Annotated in this window: 14 protein-coding genes; 8 read left to right on the top strand and 6 right to left on the bottom strand. The window is 54.1% G+C overall.

Going from position 1 to position 16467, the window contains the following annotated elements:
* Positions 1-131: 131 nt before the first annotated feature.
* On the top strand, positions 132-1631 hold the full coding sequence (gene pitA, locus HVZ37_RS01260) for an inorganic phosphate transporter PitA (protein ID WP_042998523.1): 1500 nt from the start codon (positions 132-134) through the stop codon (positions 1629-1631).
* Between the two features lie 62 nt (positions 1632-1693).
* On the opposite strand, the gene uspB is transcribed toward pitA, so the two are convergent.
* Positions 1694-2029 (bottom strand): universal stress protein UspB, encoded by a 336-nt coding sequence (uspB, locus tag HVZ37_RS01255; RefSeq protein ID WP_042998524.1) that lies wholly within the window; start codon positions 2027-2029, stop codon positions 1694-1696.
* Between the two features lie 402 nt (positions 2030-2431).
* Here uspB and uspA point away from each other — a divergent pair, with 402 nt between their 5' ends.
* Positions 2432-2866 (top strand): universal stress protein UspA, encoded by a 435-nt coding sequence (gene uspA, locus HVZ37_RS01250; protein ID WP_000323571.1) that lies wholly within the window; start codon positions 2432-2434, stop codon positions 2864-2866.
* 264 nt (positions 2867-3130) lie between these two features.
* Positions 3131-4603, top strand: coding sequence for a dipeptide/tripeptide permease DtpB (dtpB, locus tag HVZ37_RS01245; RefSeq protein ID WP_042998525.1), 1473 nt, complete (start codon positions 3131-3133; stop codon positions 4601-4603).
* An 89-nt stretch (positions 4604-4692) separates the two neighbouring features.
* Here the strand turns inward: dtpB and rsmJ are convergent, their stop codons facing one another.
* Together rsmJ and prlC are read right to left on the bottom strand one after the other, a co-directional pair.
* Positions 4693-5451: a 16S rRNA (guanine(1516)-N(2))-methyltransferase RsmJ gene (rsmJ, locus tag HVZ37_RS01240; protein ID WP_042998526.1), complete on the bottom strand. Its 759-nt coding sequence runs from the start codon at positions 5449-5451 to the stop codon at positions 4693-4695.
* Positions 5452-5458: 7 nt separating this feature from the next.
* Positions 5459-7501, bottom strand: a complete 2043-nt coding sequence (prlC, locus tag HVZ37_RS01235) for an oligopeptidase A (protein ID WP_181628039.1) — start codon at positions 7499-7501, stop codon at positions 5459-5461.
* Between the two features lie 215 nt (positions 7502-7716).
* Here prlC and HVZ37_RS01230 point away from each other — a divergent pair, with 215 nt between their 5' ends.
* The 4 genes from HVZ37_RS01230 (at position 7717) to HVZ37_RS01215 (ending at position 12334) form a co-directional block, all read left to right on the top strand.
* Entirely contained in the window at positions 7717-8559 is an 843-nt protein-coding gene (locus HVZ37_RS01230; protein ID WP_042998528.1) for a 23S rRNA (adenine(2030)-N(6))-methyltransferase RlmJ, read from the top strand.
* Between the two features lie 71 nt (positions 8560-8630).
* Positions 8631-9983, top strand: coding sequence for a glutathione-disulfide reductase (gene gorA / locus HVZ37_RS01225; protein WP_090050220.1), 1353 nt, complete (start codon positions 8631-8633; stop codon positions 9981-9983).
* Between the two features lie 164 nt (positions 9984-10147).
* Positions 10148-10399, top strand: a complete 252-nt coding sequence (locus tag HVZ37_RS01220; RefSeq protein ID WP_044253705.1) for a hypothetical protein — start codon at positions 10148-10150, stop codon at positions 10397-10399.
* Between the two features lie 285 nt (positions 10400-10684).
* On the top strand, positions 10685-12334 hold the full coding sequence (locus HVZ37_RS01215; RefSeq protein ID WP_181628038.1) for an alpha,alpha-trehalase: 1650 nt from the start codon (positions 10685-10687) through the stop codon (positions 12332-12334).
* Positions 12335-12337: 3 nt separating this feature from the next.
* Here HVZ37_RS01215 and HVZ37_RS01210 read toward each other — a convergent pair whose 3' ends face one another.
* Positions 12338-13918 carry an STY4199 family HEPN domain-containing protein gene (locus HVZ37_RS01210; protein ID WP_042998532.1) on the bottom strand — a complete coding sequence of 527 codons (1581 nt, stop codon included), beginning with the start codon at positions 13916-13918 and terminating at the stop codon, positions 12338-12340.
* A gap of 153 nt (positions 13919-14071) precedes the next feature.
* Here HVZ37_RS01210 and HVZ37_RS01205 point away from each other — a divergent pair, with 153 nt between their 5' ends.
* On the top strand, positions 14072-14620 hold the full coding sequence (locus HVZ37_RS01205; protein WP_181628037.1) for a GNAT family protein: 549 nt from the start codon (positions 14072-14074) through the stop codon (positions 14618-14620).
* A gap of 15 nt (positions 14621-14635) precedes the next feature.
* On the opposite strand, the gene HVZ37_RS01200 is transcribed toward HVZ37_RS01205, so the two are convergent.
* Entirely contained in the window at positions 14636-15235 is a 600-nt protein-coding gene (locus HVZ37_RS01200) for a response regulator transcription factor (protein WP_042998534.1), read from the bottom strand.
* 358 nt (positions 15236-15593) lie between these two features.
* Positions 15594-16352, bottom strand: coding sequence for an SDR family oxidoreductase (locus HVZ37_RS01195; protein ID WP_042998535.1), 759 nt, complete (start codon positions 16350-16352; stop codon positions 15594-15596).
* Positions 16353-16467: the final 115 nt, after the last annotated feature.

The raw sequence follows: 16467 nt of genomic DNA, 5'->3' as shown, positions 1-16467 counted from the left end.
TAAGATAATTCTTTATGGGCACTATTGTATTCAGACGTTAAATCAAAAAAAGTCTATATTTCACTTTGCCCGCGCCGCTAAAGTCACTGATAATGCGCCGCGTTCATGTCCTCAAAATGGCGTAACGTCCTATGCTACATTTGTTTGCTGGCCTGGATTTACATACCGGGCTTTTATTATTGCTTGCTCTGGCTTTTGTGCTGTTCTACGAAGCAATCAACGGCTTCCATGATACAGCCAACGCAGTCGCAACCGTGATCTACACCCGTGCGATGCGTTCGCAACTTGCGGTGGTCATGGCTGCGGTGTTCAACTTCTTTGGTGTGCTGCTGGGCGGTCTCAGCGTAGCCTATGCCATCGTGCATATGTTACCGACCGATCTCCTGCTCAACATGGGATCTTCGCATGGACTTGCGATGGTGTTCTCCATGCTGCTCGCCGCGATCATCTGGAACCTGGGTACCTGGTACTTTGGGTTACCCGCCTCCAGTTCCCACACGCTGATCGGCGCGATTATCGGCATCGGTTTAACCAATGCCCTGATGACCGGCACGTCAGTGGTGGACGCACTCAACATCCCGAAAGTCATCGGTATTTTTGCCTCGCTGATCGTCTCGCCCATCGTTGGCCTGGTGGTTGCAGGCGGCCTGATTTTCCTTCTGCGTCGCTACTGGAGCGGGACTAAAAAACGCGCCCGTATTCACCTCACGCCAGCGGAACGTGAAAAGAAAGACGGCAAGAAAAAGCCGCCGTTCTGGACCCGTATCGCCCTGATTCTTTCTGCTATCGGCGTGGCCTTCTCGCATGGCGCGAACGACGGTCAGAAAGGCATTGGTCTGGTCATGCTGGTTCTGATTGGTGTGGCGCCGGCGGGCTTCGTGGTAAATATGAATGCTTCGGGTTATGAAATCACCCGTACTCGTGATGCCATCAACAACGTCGAAATCTACTTCCAGCAGCATCCTGATCTGCTGAAACAGGTGACGGGCGTCGATCAGTTGATTCCGTCTCCGGAACCGGCCGCAACGCAGCCGGCAGAATTCCACTGCCATCCGGCAAACACCCTTAACGCGCTGGATCGCGCGAAGGCGATGTTGTCGAACAATGTGGAAAGCTATGACAAGCTGAGCGTTGAGCAGCGCGGCCAACTGCGTCGCATCATGCTGTGCATTTCCGACACGACCGATAAAGTGACGAAACTGCCGGGCGTGAGCGCTGACGACCAGCGTCTGCTGAAGAAACTGAAAACCGATATGCTGAGCACCATTGAGTATGCGCCAATCTGGATCATCATGGCGGTCGCGCTGGCGCTGGGTATTGGTACCATGATCGGCTGGCGCCGCGTGGCGACCACCATCGGTGAGAAGATTGGTAAGAAAGGCATGACCTATGCTCAGGGGATGTCTGCGCAGATGACGGCGGCGGTCTCTATCGGTCTGGCCAGCTACACCGGGATGCCGGTGTCCACCACCCACGTACTCTCTTCCTCCGTCGCGGGGACGATGGTTGTCGACGGTGGCGGTCTGCAACGTAAAACGGTGACCAGCATTCTGATGGCGTGGGTGTTCACATTACCCGCAGCGATTTTGCTGTCCGGTACCCTGTACTGGATCTCGCTGAAGCTGATTTAAGCGCAAAGAGAAAAGAAATTACCGTAGCAAGCGGGTCAGGAAACTGGCCCGCTTTTTTTTGCTCAGTGCCAAATCAACAGGGCAATAAGACTGACCACCACGAGCCCACATAGCGCGCTGGTCAGAATGAACTGACGACGTACCCGCTCACAGCGGCGGATAAACTCATCATCATGATGATCGCGGTAGCGCTGGGCGTAGATATACCACACCAGGCGTACCTGCTTATTGGGTTGGCCGTGCGAGGTGAAAAAGCCGCCCCCATCAACATACTGATAGAGCAAAGGATCGCAACCACGAAGTACCACGAGCAGCGCGCGTAGCGACGAGAAATAGCGCGCCATATTCACAATGCAAACAACACATAATGCCCAGAATAATGCAACGGTGCTTATCATACGACCTCCCCGGCGACCCGCCCACGGAGCTCCGCTCCGGGACTACCGCTCCCCGAAACTTGCCAGACAGTCAATGAAAAAGTACGACTAAAAACCGCTCGTTTTGAGCTTATCATCAGAGCGGCTCTCTAAATAGTGTAGGAGATCAGTTAATTTTTTTGCCAGAAGGTTAATCACTATCAATGCAATTATCTAAATATTTTGTTTAACTATTTGGTAAGCAAGGCGGATTGACGGATTATCCAGGTCGCTATACTGTAAGGATAGTCTCTACAATTCACTTCATCGCGGCTGAGCTAGCCCCGCGTAGACATATCGCACAGTTCGCAGGACGCGAGTGACGTAAGGTAGAAAAATCGCTAGCTGGCTGGTCATCGACAACTTTATGGAAGGAGTAATACTATGGCTTACAAACATATTCTCATCGCGGTTGATCTTTCTCCGGAAAGCAAAGTTCTGGTAGAAAAAGCCGTCTCTATGGCACGGCCGTACAACGCAAAAGTTTCCCTTATCCACGTTGATGTGAACTACTCTGACCTGTATACCGGCCTGATCGACGTCAATCTGGGCGACATGCAAAAACGCATTTCTGAAGAAACTCACCACGCACTGACCGAACTGTCCACCAACGCAGGCTATCCGATTACCGAAACCCTGAGCGGCAGCGGCGATCTGGGTCAGGTGCTGGTTGACGCCATCAAGAAATACGACATGGACCTGGTCGTTTGCGGTCATCACCAGGACTTCTGGAGCAAACTGATGTCCTCCGCGCGCCAGCTGATCAACACTGTTCACGTCGATATGCTGATTGTTCCGCTACGCGACGAAGAAGAATAAAACATCGCTAACCGGGTTATCCGGTCATGTCAGAGCGCCCGCCTTTGCGGGCGTTTTTGTTTCTGTCCTCTCCACTAACGATCAGTACAACCTCCCACCCCTCCAATCATAATTAGTGTGATCAACTGATTAGAACGGAATCAATCTGTATAATACTCTACGCTACCGGCTAATGGCCGCAGTCTATAACAGAGTCAGACTTTTTCGGCGCGTTTCGTATTACGCGTTCATACTTTTCGGGATGGCATTGAAAGGCGAAGCAATATGAATACATCTGCACCAACGGGTTTGCTGCAGCAACCCCGCCCGTTCTTCATGATCTTTTTTGTCGAGTTATGGGAACGATTTGGCTATTACGGCGTTCAGGGTATCCTGGCGGTTTTCTTTGTTAAGCAACTGGGATTCTCACAAGAGCAGGCGTTTATCACCTTCGGTGCCTTTGCCGCACTGGTCTACGGTCTGATCTCGATTGGGGGGTACGTTGGCGACCACCTGCTCGGCACCAAACGTACGCTGGTGCTGGGCGCGGTTGTGCTGGCGCTTGGTTACTTCATGACGGGAATGTCGCTGCTCAAACCGGACCTTATTTTTATCGCGCTTGGGACGATTGCCGTCGGCAACGGTCTGTTTAAAGCGAACCCGGCAAGCCTGCTCTCCAAATGCTATCCGCCAAAAGATCCACGTCTGGATGGCGCATTCACACTGTTCTACATGTCGATAAACATCGGTTCGCTGCTGTCGCTGTCGCTGGCGCCGGTGATCGCAGATAAGTTTGGTTATGCCGTCACCTATAACCTGTGCGGGGCAGGGCTGATTGTCGCGCTGCTGGTCTATTTCGCCTGCCGCGGGATGGTGAAAGATATCGGTTCCGAGCCAGACCATCTGCCGATGAGCTTCCGCAATCTGCTGTATGTCCTGATCGGCACCGTGGCGATGGTCTTTCTCTGCGCCTGGTTGATGCACAACGTGAAAATCGCCAACCTGGTGCTGATTGTTCTGTCGATTGCGGTGACCATTATCTTCTTCCGCCAGGCTTTCAGGCTGGATAAAACCGGGCGCAACAAGATGTTTGTGGCGTTTATCCTGATGCTCGAAGCGGTACTGTTTTACATTCTGTATGCGCAGATGCCGACATCACTGAATTTCTTTGCCATCAATAACGTTCACCATGAGATCCTCGGTTTCACTATTAACCCGGTGAGCTTTCAGGCACTGAACCCGTTCTGGGTGGTGGTTGCCAGCCCGGTGCTGGCGGCGATCTACACGCGTCTGGGTAGCAAAGGCAAAGACCTGACGATGCCAATGAAGTTTACCCTCGGGATGTTCCTGTGCTCGCTGGGCTTTCTGACCGCCGCAGCGGCAGGCATGTGGTTTGCCGATGCGCAGGGACTGACGTCACCGTGGTTTATCGTACTGGTTTATCTGTTCCAGAGCCTCGGCGAGTTGCTGATTAGCGCGCTGGGGCTGGCGATGGTCGCGGCACTGGTTCCGCAGCATCTGATGGGCTTTATTCTTGGGATGTGGTTCCTGACGCAGGCTGCTGCGTTCCTGCTGGGGGGTTACGTCGCGACCTTTACTGCCGTCCCGGAAAACATCACCGATCCGCTGCAGACATTGCCGATCTATACCGGCGTGTTCAGTAAAATCGGGCTGGTGACGCTGGCTGTCACCGTCGTAATGGCGCTGATGGTGCCGTGGCTGAACCGGATGATTAATACACCGGATACCGCGCAATAATCGTGATTGCCGGATGGCGGCTCACGCCTCATCCGGCCTACCCACACCGCGTCGTAGCCCGGATAGGCGCAGCGCCATCAGGCGGCCTGTTAATCCGCCAAAGGTGTACCGGCATAAATATCAAACCGGTGCCCTTTGGTTACCACCGCATTCGGCGTAGCAACATCCGCCAGCGGCGGCGCGTAGTCCGGGCGTTTCACCACCACGCGTTTGGTTGCGAGCTGACGCGCTGGTTCCAGCAAGCCGTCGGCGTCCAGATCCGGGCCCACCAGCGACTGAAAGACGCGCATCTCTTTTTTCACCAGCGCGCTTTTCTGTTTGTGGGGAAACATCGGGTCGAGATAGACCACCTGCGGACGCGGCGTGATATCCGTCAGCGCCGTCAGGCTGGAGGCATGGATCAGCTGCAGTCGTGCCTGCAACCACGGGCCGATTTCCGCATCGGCATAGCCGCGCGCCAGACCATCATCAAGTAGCGCCGCCACCACTGGATTACGCTCCAGCATCCGCACATGACAGCCGACCGAGGCCAGAACGAATGCATCACGCCCCAGACCCGCAGTCGCATCGACGACATCTGGCAAATAGTCGCCTTTAACGCCCACCGCTTTTGCCACCGCTTCACCGCGACCGCCGCCGAACTTGCGGCGATGGGCCATCGCCCCGCCGACAAAATCCACGAAAATACCGCCGAGCTTCGGTTCATCGCGCTTACGCAACTCCAGATGCTCCGGTGTCAGCACCAGCGCCATCAGGTTGTCTTCGTCGTGTTCCAGTCCCCAGCGGGAGGCCAGAACAGATAAGGCGCCGTCTCCGGCGCCTGTTTCATCCAGTAAACAAATTTTCACTGAAGAACTAGCCTTTAATTCCGTAATGCTCAAGCATCGCGTCGAGCTGCGGCTCGCGGCCACGGAAACGTTTGAACAGTTCCATTGGCTCTTCAGACCCGCCACGCGTCAGGATGTTATCCAGGAATGACTGGCCGGTATCGCGATTGAAAATGCCTTCTTCTTCGAAGCGAGAGAACGCATCCGCAGCCAGCACATCAGCCCACAGGTAGCTGTAATAGCCCGCCGCATAGCCACCGGCGAAAATGTGACTGAATGCATGCGGGAAACGCCCCCAAGACGGCCCCGGCACCACGGCGACCTGTTTTTTGATTTCCGCCAGCGTTTCGAGGATTTTCGCCCCTTGCTGCGGGTCAAATTCCGCATGCAGACGGAAGTCAAACAGACCGAACTCCAGCTGACGCAGGATAAACAGCGCCGCCTGGTAGTTCTTCGCCGCCAGCATTTTATCCAGTAATTCCTTCGGCAGCGGTTCGCCAGTCTCGTAATGGCCGGAGATAAACGCCAGCGCGTCCGGTTCCCAGCACCAGTTTTCCATAAACTGGCTCGGCAGCTCGACCGCATCCCACGGCACGCCGTTGATCCCGGAAACGCCAGCGGTCTCGATGCGGGTCAGCATGTGATGCAGGCCGTGACCAAATTCGTGGAACAGAGTGATCACTTCATCGTGGGTGAACAGCGCCGGTTTGCCATTCACCGGGCGGTTAAAGTTACAGGTCAGGTAAGCGACCGGTTTTTGCAGTGAGCCGTCGGATTTACGCATCTGACCGACGCAGTCATCCATCCACGCCCCGCCGCGTTTGTGCTCACGGGCATAGAGATCGAGATAGAAGCTGCCGCGCAGTTCATTGTTTTCGTCATACAGCTCAAAGAAACGCACGTCCGGATGCCAGACATCCACATCCTTACGCTCTTTTGCGGTAATACCATAAATACGTTTCACCACTTCAAACAAGCCGTTAACGGCTTTGTTTTCCGGGAAGTACGGACGTAATTGCTCATCACTGATGCTGTAGAGATGCTGCTTCTGTTTTTCGCTGTAGTACGCGATATCCCACGGGTTCAGCTCATCGACGCCAAACTCCGTTTTCGCGAAGGCGCGCAGTTGCGCCAGCTCTTTCTCGCCTTGCGGACGCGCGCGTTTTGCCAGATCGGTTAAAAACTCCAGCACCTGCTGCGGGCTTTCCGCCATTTTGGTGGCGAGCGATTTAAAGGCATAGCTTTCAAAGCCCAGCAGTTGCGCCAGCTCGTGGCGCAGGGCGAGAATTTCCGCCATCACCGGGCTGTTGTCCCATTTACCGGCGTTAGGTCCTTGATCGGACGCCCGGGTCACATAGGCACGATACATCTCTTCACGAAGCTGCCCGTTGTCACAGTAAGTCATCACCGGCAGGTAGCTCGGGATATCCAGCGTCAGCAGATAGCCTTCCTGCTCTTTCGCTTCAGCCTGTGCTTTTGCTGCCGCCAGCGCGCTTTCCGGCATCCCGGCCAGCTCTGCTTCATCAGTAATCAGCTTCGTCCAGCCCATGGTGGCGTCGAGGACGTTGTTGCTGTACAGGTTGCCCAGTTCAGACAGGCGGGTGGCGATCCCACCGTAGCGCTGCTGTTTTTCTTTCGGCAGGCCAATCCCGGAGAGTTCAAAATCACGCAGCGCGTTATCCACGGCTTTTTTCTGTGCGGTGTTCAGCGTGGCGTAATGATCGCCGTCACGCAGGTCGCGGTATGCCTTGTATAAACCTTCATGCTGACCGACCCAGGTGCTGTATTCCGATAGCAGCGGCAGGGTTTGCTCGTAGGCTTCGCGCAGTTCCGGGCTGTTTTTTACTGAATTCAGATGGCTGACCGGAGAAAAAATACGCCCCAGGACGTCATCGACTTCCGCCAACGGTTGGCAAAGATTTTCCCAGCTGTAGGGTGCGCCCTGTGCTACGACGCGCTCCACATTCTCACGGCAGTCGTTCAGCGCTTTGGTTACCGCCGGGACCACATGTTCCGGCTGAATGTTGGAAAAAGGCGGTAGCTCGAAAGGCGTCAGTAAAGGATTGGTCATAAACGCTGTCCTGTTAGAATAAGGTGAATGTCGCGCGCATCCGGCGCTGTGCAATATCCCTGTAGAATGGGGATAAGTGTAGAGGATTTCAATGCCAGGCGTTGCGCTTTCGCGGCAGCGGTGAGTTTTCTGTATACTGTGGCGATAGGCTTTTTATTCGCCCGAAAGCGTGACGCTAATCGGGCCTACGTTTACAACCTGGAACACGTTTACCCATGCTCAGTTATCGCCACAGCTTCCACGCTGGCAACCACGCCGACGTCCTTAAACACACGGTTCAGAGCCTGATCATCGAGTCGCTCAAAGAGAAAGAGAAGCCGTTTCTCTATCTGGACACCCATGCAGGCGCGGGCCGTTATCAGCTAAGCGGCGAGCATGCTGAACGCACTGGTGAATACCTGGAAGGTATCGCCCGCATCTGGCAGCAGGACGATCTGCCGGCCGAACTCGAGCCGTACATCGGCGTGGTCAAACACTTCAACCGTAGCGGGCAACTGCGTTACTACCCCGGCTCCCCGCTGATCGCGCGTCAACTGCTGCGCGAGCAGGACAGCCTGCATATGACGGAGCTGCATCCGAGTGATTTCCCGCTGCTGCGAGGTGAATTCCAGAAAGATGAACGTGCCCGCGTAGCCCGTGCCGACGGCTATCAGCAACTGAAGGCAAAGCTGCCGCCGGTCTCTCGTCGTGGTTTGATTCTCATCGACCCGCCTTACGAGATTAAATCGGACTACCAGGCCGTTGTCGCCGGGATTAGCGAAGGCTATAAACGTTTTGCCACTGGGACGTATGCGCTGTGGTATCCGGTCGTGTTACGCCAGCAAATCAAGCGCATGGTGCACGATCTGGAAGCGACCGGCATCCGTAAAATCCTGCAAATTGAGCTGGCGGTCCGCCCGGACAGCGACCAGCGCGGCATGACCGCCTCCGGCATGATTGTGGTCAACCCGCCGTGGAAGCTGGAAGCACAAATGAACACAGTGCTACCGTGGCTGCACAGCAAGCTGGTGCCAGCGGGTACCGGGCATACCTTGGTAAACTGGATCGTGCCAGAGTAATTGCAGCCATCGGTGGAAACTATTGATTTCAGGTATACAATCGCGGCAATCAGAACGTAAGGAAAAGACGCATGAGCAAGCATTATGACTACATCGCCATCGGCGGTGGCAGCGGCGGTATCGCCTCGATTAACCGTGCAGCCATGTACGGCCAGAAGTGTGCGCTGATTGAAGCCAAAGCGCTGGGCGGCACCTGCGTTAACGTCGGGTGCGTCCCGAAAAAAGTAATGTGGCATGCTGCGCAGATCCGTGAAGCGATCCACCTGTATGGTCCGGACTACGGGTTTGACACCACGATCAATAAATTCAACTGGGATACGCTGATTGCCAGCCGTACTGCCTATATCGACCGCATTCACACCTCGTATGACAACGTGCTGGGTAAAAATAACGTTGATGTGATCAAAGGTTTTGCCCGCTTCGTCGATGCCAAAACCATTGAAGTCAACGGTGAAACAATTACTGCCGATCACATTCTCATCGCCACGGGGGGTCGTCCGAGCCACCCGGATATTCCGGGCGTGGAATACGGTATCGACTCCGATGGTTTCTTTGAACTGCCGGCCCTGCCGGAGCGCGTCGCGGTTGTCGGTGCCGGTTATATCGCCGTTGAACTGGCGGGCGTGATTAACGGTCTGGGTGCCAAAACCCATCTGTTCGTGCGTAAGCATGCGCCACTGCGCAGTTTTGACCCGATGATTACCGAAACGCTGGTGGAAGTGATGAATGCCGAAGGCCCGACGCTTCACACCCACGCCATTCCGAAAGCTGTCGTGAAAAACGCCGACGGTAGCCTGACGCTTGAACTGGAAGACGGTCGCAGTGAAACGGTCGATTGCCTGATTTGGGCGATTGGTCGTGAACCGGCAACCGATAATTTCAACCTGGCAGCGACCGGGGTAAAAACCAACGACAAAGGGTATATCGTCGTCGATAAATACCAGAATACCAGCGTGGACGGGGTTTATGCGGTCGGAGATAACACCGGCGCTGTCGAGCTGACGCCAGTTGCTGTTGCGGCAGGTCGCCGTCTTTCTGAGCGCCTGTTTAACAACAAGCCGGACGAGCATCTGGACTACAGCAATATTCCTACCGTGGTCTTCAGCCACCCGCCGATTGGCACCGTAGGTCTGACCGAACCGCAGGCGCGCGAGCAGTATGGCGATGCGCAGGTGAAAGTGTATAAATCTTCGTTTACTGCAATGTATACCGCGGTAACCTCACACCGTCAGCCGTGCCGCATGAAGTTAGTCTGCGTCGGCCCGGAAGAGAAAATCGTCGGCATCCACGGTATCGGCTTTGGCATGGACGAAATGTTGCAGGGCTTTGCAGTAGCGCTGAAAATGGGCGCCACCAAGAAAGACTTCGACAACACCGTGGCCATTCACCCGACGGCAGCGGAAGAGTTTGTGACCATGCGTTAATGTTCCTGACCCCGTGATTTCACGGGGTTTTTTCTGCAATTTAAAAATGGACAATTTAGTTCCTCCTCATAACACGACTTTCCCCCGGGTATAAATTAAAATCCGCAGCAATACTTGCCGCGCTAATAGTATCTAATGCTATTTATTTTAAGAGGTTTTACCCGATGAGAAAGACATTACTTCCTGCTTTAATTGCCGTCGTTTTATTCCCGATTGTGACACTCCCGGCGCATGCCACCGCGCGGGCTGAAAAACGTCAGGACGCCCGTGAGATCCGCCAGGATGCCCGTCAGGACGGTCGTGAAACAAAACGGGAATGTGTCCGGAATAACGATGAAAGTAATTCCCAGTGCCGCCAGGATAAACGTGAAAACCGCCGCGAAGGGCGTCGTGACGCGCGTGATGAGAAATGGTAATCCCCGTATTCAGCGGGGTGGGAAACCTTATCCAGGCGACGTCCCGACAATATTCACAATTCGTTTCATTCGAATGTTCCGAAAATAGGGATTCGCCAGTCGACACGTAATAAAAATTATCACCGGTTATCAATGTATTGTGCTTTTTTCCCGGTTTGCGGCGATTGTGTAAACGTGATCTGCCGCACACTTTGCACCGCACACACCGAAGCGAATGTCTACGCTTAAAAGACAGCCGGGCAACACCCGTATCCTTTACGACGCCATCCGGAGGTCTTTCTCATTATGATCAACCAGAAACTGCAACACGCCCCGTCAGAGGAAATCACGATCGACGTTGATCTTTTCTACGAAACGGATCCGTGCGAGTTAAAACTGGATGAGATGATTGAAGCAGAACCGGAACCTGAGATGATTGAGGGGCTCCCCGCCTCTGACGCCCTGACACCAGCCGATCGCTATCTTGAACTGTTCGAGCATGTACAATCCTCGAAAATTTTTGCCGACAGCAAAACGTTTCCTGACTGTGCGCCGAAAATGGATCCGCTCGATATTCTGATTCGCTACCGCAAAGTCCGTCGTCATCGGGATTTCGATTTACGCCGCTTTGTCGAAAATCACTTCTGGCTGCCTGAAGTCTTCGACAGCGCGTATGTTTCCAACCCGGAAAATTCGCTGAAAGAGCATATCGACCAGTTGTGGCCGGTACTCACCCGCGAGCCGCAGGATCATATTCCGTGGTCATCGCTGCTGGCGCTACCGCAATCCTATATCGTGCCAGGTGGTCGATTCAGCGAAACCTACTACTGGGATTCCTATTTCACCATGCTGGGTCTGGCGGAAAGCGGTCGCGAAGACCTGCTGAAATGTATGGCAGATAACTTTGCGTGGATGATTGAAAACTACGGCCATATTCCGAACGGCAACCGTACTTATTACCTCAGCCGCTCGCAGCCGCCGGTGTTTGCGCTGATGGTCGAACTGTTCGAAGAGGACGGCGTTCGCGGCGCACGGCGCTACCTCGACCATCTGAAGATGGAGTATGCCTTCTGGATGGACGGCGCAGAGTCGCTGGTGCTCAACCAGGCATATCGCCATGCCGTCAGGATGCCGGACGGTTCACTGCTCAACCGCTACTGGGATGACCGCGACACGCCGCGCGATGAATCATGGCTGGAAGATGTGGAAACTGCCAAACATTCTGGTCGTCCGCCGAACGAGGTGTACCGCGATCTGCGCGCCGGTGCGGCATCGGGCTGGGACTATTCTTCCCGCTGGCTACGTGACCCCACACGACTGGCGAGCATTCGCACCACGCAGTTTATCCCTATCGATCTCAACGCCTTTCTGTTCAAACTGGAGAGCACCATCGCCAATATTTCAGCGCTAAAAGGCGAACGTGACGTTGAGTCACTGTTCCGCCAGAAGGCGAGCAATCGACGGGCTGCCGTCAACCGCTATCTGTGGGATGAGGAAAATGGCTGCTTTCGCGACTATGACTGGCGGCGGGAGCAAATGGCGCTGTTCTCTGCCGCCAGCATTGTCCCGCTTTACGTCGGGATGGCGACCCATGAACAGGCCGATCGGCTGGGGGATACCGTGCGTGCTCGCCTGTTGACGCCCGGCGGCATTATGGCCTCCGAGTACGAAACCGGCGAGCAGTGGGATAAACCCAACGGTTGGGCGCCGCTACAATGGATGGCAATTCAGGGTTTTAAGATGTACGGCGATGATGCGCTGGGAGACGAAATCGCCCATAGCTGGCTGCAGACGGTGAATCAGTTTTATCAGCAACATCATAAGCTTATTGAGAAATACCATATCGCCAGCGGCACCCCGCGCGAAGGGGGCGGCGGCGAATATCCGTTGCAGGATGGCTTTGGCTGGACCAACGGCGTCGCACGGCGCCTGATTGGGCTGTATGGAGAACCATAACGGTTACTCTATCACGTCAAAAATGGCGCGCTGAATCTTCAGCCATTTCTCGTTATCCGCGCTGGGATCGGCGCGGAAACGCCGCTCTGCCTGCCCGGTATCATGCTGCTGTCGCGCTATCACCGCAGGCACTGTGCAGAAACGCTTCAGATAAGCTTTGTGTTCGCCCGTCAGCGGCGCACCACCGGACATGGCGTGACCCAACGTATTGATAAAGCGTCGACACGGTTTGCTTTCATCCATCTGCGAAGGGTAGCGCAACAGTAACTCGAGGACATCGGTATTGTTGCGGGCAAACGCCGTTTCGGTCCACGAGACCTGCCAGTTCATACCGCCCTGCAAAAAAAGCGCGGTGACCCGGGTGTCATTGCGATCGATCGCCGCACGCATGTTAAACACATCCCAGGTGATCCCCATCTGCGTCACCATTTCGCGTGCGGAAGGCAATTCGCGCTTGGGCTCTGCCTGGGTGATCTTGATGTTCGGCGCGGGCGCGGGCGGTTGCGAACTCACTAACCACGCTCCACCGCCCAGGATGGCGATCACCATGAGCCCCACCGCGCCCCAGAGCACGCCAGTGATCAGTTGTTCACGTTCTTCCGCCGTGCGCAGCGAACGCTTGCGCAGGGGTTCAATGGATTCGCCAATTTCCTCGGTATCGCCTCCCGCCTGACGATCCTTTTTCCGCGCCTCCTCCCAAAACTGCGCCAGTTGCCCCTCTTCCACAATCATTAACGCCGCCGGATTAATGCGGGCGCGCCCTTGCTCATAGGCCCGCTGGACAGGACGGACAATATGCTGAAACTGGCAGGAGAGTAACGTCAACTGTGCCGAAGACAGCGGCTCCCCGGCCAGCACCGTGTTACGCGCCTGGCGACAGTCATCGAGAAACACCCGCAACGTCAGGCGCGGTTCAACAAACAGGTTCAGCACTGACGCATCGTTAAAGATGCCGGAATAGTGGCGGGTGAAGGTCTTTTTATCGACAATCATCAGCGCCAGCTCGCTAAAACGCATCCCATTCAGCGGATCCTGGCGTTCACCCAGCTTAATCCAGCGTCTGAGCTTATCCGCGCCAAAGTTGTCTTTGAGGTAATTATTGAGCTGCGTTTTATCCGGCCACATCTGCGAGATAAGCGCAGTCAGGGTTAACTCAATCGTGCGTAACTGCCGTTCTGCGCGTACTTGCTGACTGTGGTCGGCCTCTTCAATGTCCGTTTTAAAATTGAGTAACGATTGATGATGGCGCAGCAATTCCAGCGACCTGACCACGCGCAGGGCGGCAATCAGTTGGTTCTCACTGACCTCCTGCCCGCTGTCATATTGCGGTACGCACTGCTGGAGATGGCGCAGTTGCAGCGTGAACTGGCTCAGTTGCGCGTCGTTGAGATGCAAACGCCGGGCGACCTGGCTCCAGCCGCCCAGGTTCAGCCGGGCCTGATCCAGGTGTTCCAGAAACCATCGCGGATCTTTACCGTCAGAGGCATGCACCCCCAGCATCAGCAGGATCTCCACCGAGGCCTGGCGGATAATCCCCAGACAGTGTTCAAAGGTGGTGCGTGTCGTCAAAACGCTAATCGTCATTCTCTTCCTTCGCTAAAAGCGCCCCCATACGAAGACCATTAATTTTGCTTTAGTTCTTTGTTTTAATTATTAGTTTTTATAGATATAACAAGTTCAATAATTAATACAGTGACCGCTACGTGAACATTGAGAAATATCCCAGGAGATAGCCCTGTGCCCATACTGAAAACAGCCCGCCTGATCTGTCGCCCGATAACCTCTGCCGACTGGCCCTTTTTTCTCGCGCTGCAGCAGGATCCGGACGTGATGCGTCATGTGGCCGACGCGCGAAGTGAGCGCGACATTCGGGAAGCGTTCGATTCTCGCTTACCGACATGGCGTCCAGGCGACTCTCACTGGCTGTGTTTGCTCCTGTGCGATAACGAAAGCCACAAGCCGCTCGGGGTGACGGGCTATATTCATCGAGGGGAAGTCTGTGCTGAGGTCGGGTTCTTGTTGACGCCCGGCGCGCAGGGAAAGGGATACGGGACAGAATCACTACGCGCCGTCTGCGATTACGCATTTACCACCGGCGGTCTGCGCCGTCTGACCGCTTGTGTCACTGAAGGTAATCAGGCTTCCCGGCATGTGCTGGAGAAAGTGGGATTTATACTGGAAGGGACGCTCAGGGAGAGTTACTGGCTACAACAGCGCTGGCAGAATGATTGGCTGCTGGGGTTATTAAAACAGGAATATATTACGACCGCAGGATCCCGGTCGTAATATCACTGCAGGGTATTAAGGCTGAACCAACAGCATCGCCGCCTGGGTGCGATTTTTAACATCCAGTCGGCGGTAGAGTGATTCAAGATGCGCTTTCACCGTTCCGGTACTGATATTTAACGCCCGGCCAATTTCCTTATTTGACTCGCCTGATGCCAGCATCGTCAAAATTTCCCTCTGCCGGGCGCTTAATGCATGAATATCACGATATTCCGCAGCCGGAGTCGTTAGCCATTCGCCAGGTAAAAACATCATCCCCATCGCAACGCTATTGATCGCCAGTACAAATTTTTCCGGTTCAGAATCGCGGGAAATAATCGCGAGCACATTATATTGCGTCAGTTCCTGTAAACCTTTTTTCGCGCAGTCCGTCGCGATAATTAAGGTTTTGACGAGGGGGAACTGTTGCACCGTTTTTTGCAGGATCCAACGGCAAAACTCACCGTCAAGATCGCCATCCAGCATGAGCAGGGCTTCCGGGTTTTCTTCCAGTTTATACCAGAGTTCATCGGCCTGACTGACACCCTGAATACTCACTCCTGGAATTCGTTGCTGTAAACTGATTTTCATTCCATGAATAAATATTGACTGCCTGTCAAACATGATGATTTGCATTACTCTCTCCACCGTTTCCGATAATAACATTAAGGAGGGGAAGGGTATTACCCGATGGGTAAAATAAACATTCGCCATTTGGCAGGGGGCCATTTTACAGATATCACGTCGGGAGAGAAGTAAAAAAACATTTTTTTACAGCTGAAACACGAGAATTACATCCGGGGATAAAAAACGGGCAATGACTTAAGGAATTCCTTATATTTCACTACCCACTATCTTAATTGAAAATTTAATTTCAGTGAGAATAACGAACGCGCAGGAGAAAAGAAATTATCGCCTGCGCGAAATTATGTTACAGAATTAAAATTCGCATTTCATGATCATTCATCGCACGTAAAGGCTCGCTGAATTCAGCTTACAGGAACATCCCGCCCGAGACTTCAATACGCTGCGCCGTCATCCATGCCAGTTCGTCGCTAAGTAACGCCGCAATCGCATCGCCAATATCATCGGGCAAACCGGCGCGGCCCAGCGCCGTCTGCGAAGCCACATACGCATTCAGTTCTTTATTATCCCGCAGATGGCCACCGCCAAAATCGGTCTCAATGGCGCCGGGCGCAATGGCATTCACCGAGATCCCACGCGCACCCAGTTCTTTCGCCTGGTAGCGCGTCAGCACTTCCATCGCCCCTTTCATTGACGCGTAGGCGGCATACCCCGGCAGGGCAAAACGCGCCAGCCCGGTTGAAACATTAAGAATACGTCCGCCCTCGTTAATCAACGGCAACAGGTGCTGCGTCAGGAAAAACGGACCTTTAAAATGGATGCGCATCAGTTCGTCGAACATCTCTTCTGAGGTATCAGCATACGGCGCGTATAGCCCGATCCCGGCATTGTTCACTAAATAATCAAACGTCTCTCTGTTCCAGTGAGTATTCAGTTGCGTTTTCACCTCAGAGGCAAAAGCTGCAAAACTGGCACTATCACCGACATTCAATTGAATTGCCGCCGCTTTCCTGCCTTTTTGCTCAATTTCAGCGACGACATCCCGCGCCGCCTGCTGTTGACTGTGGTAAGTAAAGAGAATATCCGTTCCTTTGTCCGCCAGCTTAAGCGCGGCATTTTTACCCAGCCCGCGGCTCCCGCCGGTCACCAATGCGATACGTTGCGTCATAAGAAACCTCATTTCAGCTGTTGTGTGGATTGAGGTAAAGCTTATTAGGTGATAGAAAAACAATAAATGTCGCTAATTGCGCATGACTGTTTCATCTGGAACAACAATAGGGCTA

Source organism: Citrobacter sp. RHB35-C17 (genome assembly GCF_013816795.1).
GTDB classification, from domain to species: domain Bacteria; phylum Pseudomonadota; class Gammaproteobacteria; order Enterobacterales; family Enterobacteriaceae; genus Citrobacter_A; species Citrobacter_A amalonaticus.
This window is presented reverse-complemented; position numbering and strand designations above follow the sequence as displayed.

Bases quoted from the DNA above. Each gene is read 5' to 3' on its own strand.
- pitA (WP_042998523.1), top strand. From the start codon at position 132: ATGCTACATTTGTTTGCTGGCCTGGATTTACATACCGGGCTTTTATTA.
- uspB (WP_042998524.1), bottom strand. From the start codon at position 2,029: ATGATAAGCACCGTTGCATTATTCTGGGCATTATGTGTTGTTTGCATT.
- uspA (WP_000323571.1), top strand. From the start codon at position 2,432: ATGGCTTACAAACATATTCTCATCGCGGTTGATCTTTCTCCGGAAAGC.
- dtpB (WP_042998525.1), top strand. From the start codon at position 3,131: ATGAATACATCTGCACCAACGGGTTTGCTGCAGCAACCCCGCCCGTTC.
- prlC (WP_181628039.1), bottom strand. From the start codon at position 7,501: ATGACCAATCCTTTACTGACGCCTTTCGAGCTACCGCCTTTTTCCAAC.
- HVZ37_RS01230 (WP_042998528.1), top strand. From the start codon at position 7,717: ATGCTCAGTTATCGCCACAGCTTCCACGCTGGCAACCACGCCGACGTC.
- gorA (WP_090050220.1), top strand. From the start codon at position 8,631: ATGAGCAAGCATTATGACTACATCGCCATCGGCGGTGGCAGCGGCGGT.
- HVZ37_RS01220 (WP_044253705.1), top strand. From the start codon at position 10,148: ATGAGAAAGACATTACTTCCTGCTTTAATTGCCGTCGTTTTATTCCCG.
- HVZ37_RS01215 (WP_181628038.1), top strand. From the start codon at position 10,685: ATGATCAACCAGAAACTGCAACACGCCCCGTCAGAGGAAATCACGATC.
- HVZ37_RS01210 (WP_042998532.1), bottom strand. From the start codon at position 13,918: ATGACGATTAGCGTTTTGACGACACGCACCACCTTTGAACACTGTCTG.
- HVZ37_RS01200 (WP_042998534.1), bottom strand. From the start codon at position 15,235: ATGCAAATCATCATGTTTGACAGGCAGTCAATATTTATTCATGGAATG.
- HVZ37_RS01195 (WP_042998535.1), bottom strand. From the start codon at position 16,352: ATGACGCAACGTATCGCATTGGTGACCGGCGGGAGCCGCGGGCTGGGT.